This is a genomic window from Elstera sp. (assembly GCF_044372965.1).
Classification (GTDB): Bacteria; Pseudomonadota; Alphaproteobacteria; order Elsterales; family Elsteraceae; genus Elstera.
The window spans coordinates 1-4,435 of sequence record NZ_JBILQX010000242.1; the positions used below are offsets into that span (position 1 = coordinate 1).

7 protein-coding genes are annotated in these 4,435 nt (G+C 63.2%); all 7 read right to left on the bottom strand.

What is annotated here, in order from left to right; genetic code table 11:
- Nucleotides 1-106: 106 nt before the first annotated feature.
- Entirely contained in the window at nt 107-844 is a 738-nt protein-coding gene (gene dnaQ, locus ACIQ36_RS18750) for a DNA polymerase III subunit epsilon (protein WP_395832184.1), read from the bottom strand.
- Complete coding sequence (coaE, locus tag ACIQ36_RS18755) at nt 804-1,490, bottom strand: dephospho-CoA kinase (protein ID WP_395832186.1); 687 nt, start codon at nt 1,488-1,490, stop codon at nt 804-806. Before coaE ends, dnaQ begins: the two co-directional genes overlap by 41 nt.
- Entirely contained in the window at nt 1,487-1,792 is a 306-nt protein-coding gene (locus ACIQ36_RS18760; RefSeq protein WP_395832188.1) for a helix-turn-helix domain-containing protein, read from the bottom strand. The genes coaE and ACIQ36_RS18760 overlap by 4 nt, the downstream gene beginning before the upstream one ends.
- A 26-nt stretch (nt 1,793-1,818) precedes the next feature.
- Nucleotides 1,819-2,160: an addiction module toxin RelE gene (locus ACIQ36_RS18765; protein WP_395832190.1), complete on the bottom strand. Its 342-nt coding sequence runs from the start codon at nt 2,158-2,160 to the stop codon at nt 1,819-1,821.
- Nucleotides 2,161-2,199: 39 nt separating this feature from the next.
- Nucleotides 2,200-3,024, bottom strand: a complete 825-nt coding sequence (locus ACIQ36_RS18770) for a shikimate dehydrogenase (RefSeq protein WP_395832192.1) — start codon at nt 3,022-3,024, stop codon at nt 2,200-2,202.
- On the bottom strand, nt 3,021-3,620 hold the full coding sequence (locus ACIQ36_RS18775) for a Maf family protein (protein ID WP_395832194.1): 600 nt from the start codon (nt 3,618-3,620) through the stop codon (nt 3,021-3,023). Before ACIQ36_RS18775 ends, ACIQ36_RS18770 begins: the two co-directional genes overlap by 4 nt.
- Nucleotides 3,620-4,435: pyruvate, water dikinase regulatory protein (locus ACIQ36_RS18780; RefSeq protein ID WP_395832196.1), on the bottom strand; the 816-nt coding region annotated here is incomplete at its 5' end. The genes ACIQ36_RS18775 and ACIQ36_RS18780, both read right to left, overlap by 1 nt.

Sequence of the window (4,435 nt, forward strand, 5' to 3'; positions counted from 1 at the left end):
CTCTATCTCATCGCTTATTACATCGGCTCCAGCGCGCTCGGCGCAGGATTGGGCCACGCCTGGAGTGCGCTGGGCTGGCCCGGCGTCGCGGGGGCCACCTTGAGCGCTATTGCTTTGTCGGCGCTGTTGCTGCGTCGGGCGCTTCGGCCAATGCCAGCCAAATCGGATTCTTGAGCTTCGCCACGAAGGCCGCATGCCGCGCCAATTCCTCCGGGCTTGCCGCATGGGGGCGCGGCGGACGGGCCGGGCGATCCGGGGCGCTAAGGGGGCTAAGCGGGCGGGTATTCGCCTCCTCCGCATCGAGAGCCGACAGATTGAGGCCGCGCTGTTTGCCGCCCAGCAGTTCCACATAGACTTCCGCCAGCAACTCGGTATCGAGCAAGGCCCCGTGCTTCACGCGGTGGCTATTGTCGATCTCGAACCGTCGGCACAGGGCATCCAGGCTAGCAGGCGAGCCGGGGAACTTGCGCCGGGCAAAAACGAGGGTACAGAAAGCGCGGTCCGGGTCGATTGTCGGTTTCTTACAGCGCTTCAACTCAGCATTGAGAAAGCGCATATCGAATTCGGCATTATGAATCACCAAACGGCTATCGGTGCCGATGAACTCCAAAACCTGATCGGCGATTTTGGCAAACGGCGGATGCTTGGCTAAGAAATCGCCCGACAAGCCGTGAACCTTAAACGCATCCTCCGGCATATCCCGTTCCGGGTTGATATAGAGGTGCAGCGGCGGGCGGCTCGTTGGGCTGCCGTCCATCAACTCGATACAGGCGATTTCGACGATCCGATGGCCGGACGCCGGATCAAAGCCGGTGGTTTCGGTATCGAGACAAATTTCGCGCATAGGCTCTACGTCCTGCTGGAGGAGACCGGAGAAGGGAGCCGACCGGCGGCGGCGCGGCGCGCATTTGGCGCAACGCGCGCAACACCCAAAGCCGCGTCACCGCCCGTCCAAGTCCCGTGGGAATGATATAATCCGCCTGCCGCCGTTTGGCGAGATCCGGCCACTGCTGGGCGCGGATGGCCGCCAGCCGTTCAACCGTCATCCCCGGCCGCCGCAGCACCCGCGCCGCCTGCACCTGCTCAGGGGCCGTCACCACCATCACCCGGTCGCAGTGCTTATCGATGCCGGTTTCGAACAGCAGCGGAATATCCAGCACGACCAGCCGGTGCCGCGCGTTGCGCTTGAGGAACGTCAGCCGTTCTGCCGTCACGCGCGGGTGAATGATCGCCTCCAGCCGCCGCAGCGCCGAAGGATTGCCGAACACCGCCGCCCCGAGCTTAGGCCGGCTTACCTGCCCACCGATCACCACCCCCGGAAACGCCGCCTCAATCGCGCCAATGGTGGCCCGATCTGCCCGCAATAGGCGATGCACCACCGCATCCGCATCCTGCACCGGAATCCCGAACCCGCGCAGCACCGAGGCGGTCGCCGATTTGCCCATGCCGATGGAGCCGGTGAGGCCGAGAATGAGGGGGCGGCGGGTCATTCGCCGGGCACGTTTGCTCGCACAGAATCTTCCACGAACTGAGGGTTTTTCGCAATCAAACGCAAGTAGGACCGTCCGACGGCATCCGGCTGCCGCTTGCCCTGCTCCCACTTCCGCAACGTATCAATGGGAATGCCGAAGCGCTGCGCAAACTCGGCTTGCGTGCCCCCAACGGCTTTTCGAACCGCGCGCGCTTCGGCGGGTTCAGAGGTGGTGACACGGACGGGTGCGGGTTTACCGTCCAGATAAGCAGCAGCATCGGCCAAGCCTTCAAGAAGCTCTTCTGCAATCCTGCGCGTCATGATAATCCATGCTCCTTATTTGGGTGTTATTCGGTGCGGAACAAAGACTTGAGCCGCTCGACCGCTGATGCGACCGCAGTCTTTTCCTGCGCGGATAAACTGGCTTTGGTGCCTTTTCCATAGACGGTTAAGAGCACCAAAGGGGCATCGGCATCATGGTAATAATAGATCGTCCGAACCCCGCCGCTCTTACCGCCCCCTGCCCGTCCCCATCGCAGTTTTCGCGCCCCGCCCGTACCCTGAATAATCGCTCCCGCCCCGGGATTCCGAGCGATATGATCGATCAAGGCGAGCCGCTCCTCGGCCGTTGGGAGAGCCTCGGCGTAACGAATGAACGGGGCCGTTTCGATTACCGTAATGGGCTTCACACGGGAATGATAACCCAATGGGTTAGCGCGTCAACCCCCTCACGCCAGAACCGCCGCGCGCAAATCATCGTCCACCTCAGGATCGGTGCCGAAGAAGCGGGCGAAGGCGGGTTTGGCTTGGTACAGCAGCATGCCGAGCCCATCGACGGTGCGATACCCACGCGCGCGCGCTTGAATCAACAAATCCGTATCGAGCGGGCTATAGACGAGATCATAGACTGTCGCGCCGGGGGCGAGCCCATCGAGGCTCAGCGTATGGCCAGGCTGGCCAGTCATGCCGAGGCTGGTGGCGTTCGCGACCAGGGTTGTGCCCTGAAGCGCTTCTTGCGCCCCCGCGTCGTCGACCGCGTGCAGCGTAAGACCGGAACGCTGGAAATGCTGAATCAGCGCGTCGGCGCGGGCTTTCGAGCGGTTGATGACGCGAATTTCCCGCGCCCCCGCTTCCGCCAGCCCATAGAGCACCGCCCGCGAGGCCCCCCCGGCCCCGAGCACGGCAATCGGCCCGGCATCGGCGCGGAAATCCGGCACCGAGCGGCGCAGATACTCGTAAAAACCGTACACATCGGTATTGGTGCCGAGAATGCGCCCGTCCTGGAACGTCACCGTATTCACCGCGCCAATGGCGCGGGCGGCATCGTCCATCTCATCCAGCAGCGGCAGCACGATTTCCTTATGGGGAATCGTGAGGTTACAGCCGGTGAAACCCATTTTCGGCAGGATCGGCAGGCAGGCGGCGAGATCCTCCGGGCGGATCGGCAGGGCGGTGTAACTGCCTTGAATGCCGTAGCGCTTCAACCAATGGGTATGCAGTTTCGGCGAGCGGGAATGGTGGATCGGCCAGCCGATCACAGCGGCGAGTTTCATACTAACCCCATCGTGTGCACACGCAGAAACGCCAAGAGGGGCAGCATCGGCAGCCCCTGGATCGTGAAAAAATCGCCGTCGATTTTCTCGAACAGGTTCAGGCCAAGGCCTTCGATATGATAGGCGCCGACGCTGCTGAACACCGAATCGCCGGTTTGGTCGAGATAGGTTTCCACCTGGGCCGGGGTGAGCGGGCGCATCGTGAGGGTCGCCACCGCCCGGTGCGTCCAGATCGACGCGCCGTCGCGGTGAATGGCAAGGCCGGAGACCAGCTTATGAGTGCGGCCCGCAAGGCTGAGAAGCTGGGTCGCCGCACCCGCGCGGCTTTCCGGCTTATCGAACCAAGTGCCGCCGCAATCCAGCATTTGATCGGCCCCCAGCACCATTGCGCCGGGCAGGCGGCGCGACACGCGCTCGGCTTTGAGATGGGCGAGTTCCTGGGCAACGTCGGCGACGCTGGCCCCCTCCGCCCGCAGGGATTCCTTCACCGTGGCTTCGTCAATAGCGGCAGGCACGGCTTCAACGGTCAGCCCGGCATTGCGCAGTAACCGCAGGCGGGTTGCACTGCCGGAGGCGAGGATCAGCGGCGCGCTCATCAGGTCTTCGGTCCTTGGTGAATATGGGTATGGGGGTGAACCTCGCCGAGGTGCTCGCGCTCTTGCAGCAGTTGGATGACGGCGGCGGCGGTTTCTTCGATCGAGCGGCGCGTCATATCGATGATCGGCCAGCCTTTTTCCTCGAACAGGCGGCGGGCGGCGGTCACTTCGGCGCGCACCCGGTCGATATCGGTGTAGGTCGTGCTTTCGTCCTGGCTCAGTTGCTTCAGCCGGTTGCGGCGGATCTGCACCAGGCGGTTCGGATCATTGGTGAGCCCGACAATCAACGGCTTTTTGCTGGCGAGCAACTGTTCGGGCAGCGGCACCCCCGGCACCATCGGCACATTCGCCGCCTTATAGCCCCGGTTGGCAAGATACATGCAGGTGGGCGATTTCGACGTGCGCGACACGCCGACCAGCACCACATCGGCCTCTTCCAGGTTCCAATAGGCTTGGCCGTCGTCGTGATTCTGCGTGTAGGTCATCGCGTCGATACGGCGGAAGTAATCATTATCGAGCGTATGCTGCTTGCCCGGCTGCTTGCCGCCCGACATGCCGAGGTAGGAGCCGAGCGCGCCGATCACGGGGTCGAGAATCGGGATCAACGGCACTTTCAGCAGGCGGCATTCGTCCTGCAATTGGGCGCGCAGCTTATCGTCCACCATCGTAAACAGCACCGGGCCGGGTTTTGCGGCAATCCCCGCCAGAACCTTGGTCATATGCGCCCCCGAGCGGACCAGCGACCAGATATGCATATCCGGCTCCACCCCCTCGAACTGCACCAGGCAGGCGCGGGCGACGGCATGCACCGTATC

Bases quoted from the DNA above. Each gene is read 5' to 3' on its own strand.
- dnaQ (WP_395832184.1), bottom strand. From the start codon at position 844: ATGCGCGAAATTTGTCTCGATACCGAAACCACCGGCTTTGATCCGGCG.
- coaE (WP_395832186.1), bottom strand. From the start codon at position 1,490: ATGACCCGCCGCCCCCTCATTCTCGGCCTCACCGGCTCCATCGGCATG.
- ACIQ36_RS18760 (WP_395832188.1), bottom strand. From the start codon at position 1,792: ATGACGCGCAGGATTGCAGAAGAGCTTCTTGAAGGCTTGGCCGATGCT.
- ACIQ36_RS18770 (WP_395832192.1), bottom strand. From the start codon at position 3,024: ATGAAACTCGCCGCTGTGATCGGCTGGCCGATCCACCATTCCCGCTCG.
- ACIQ36_RS18775 (WP_395832194.1), bottom strand. From the start codon at position 3,620: ATGAGCGCGCCGCTGATCCTCGCCTCCGGCAGTGCAACCCGCCTGCGG.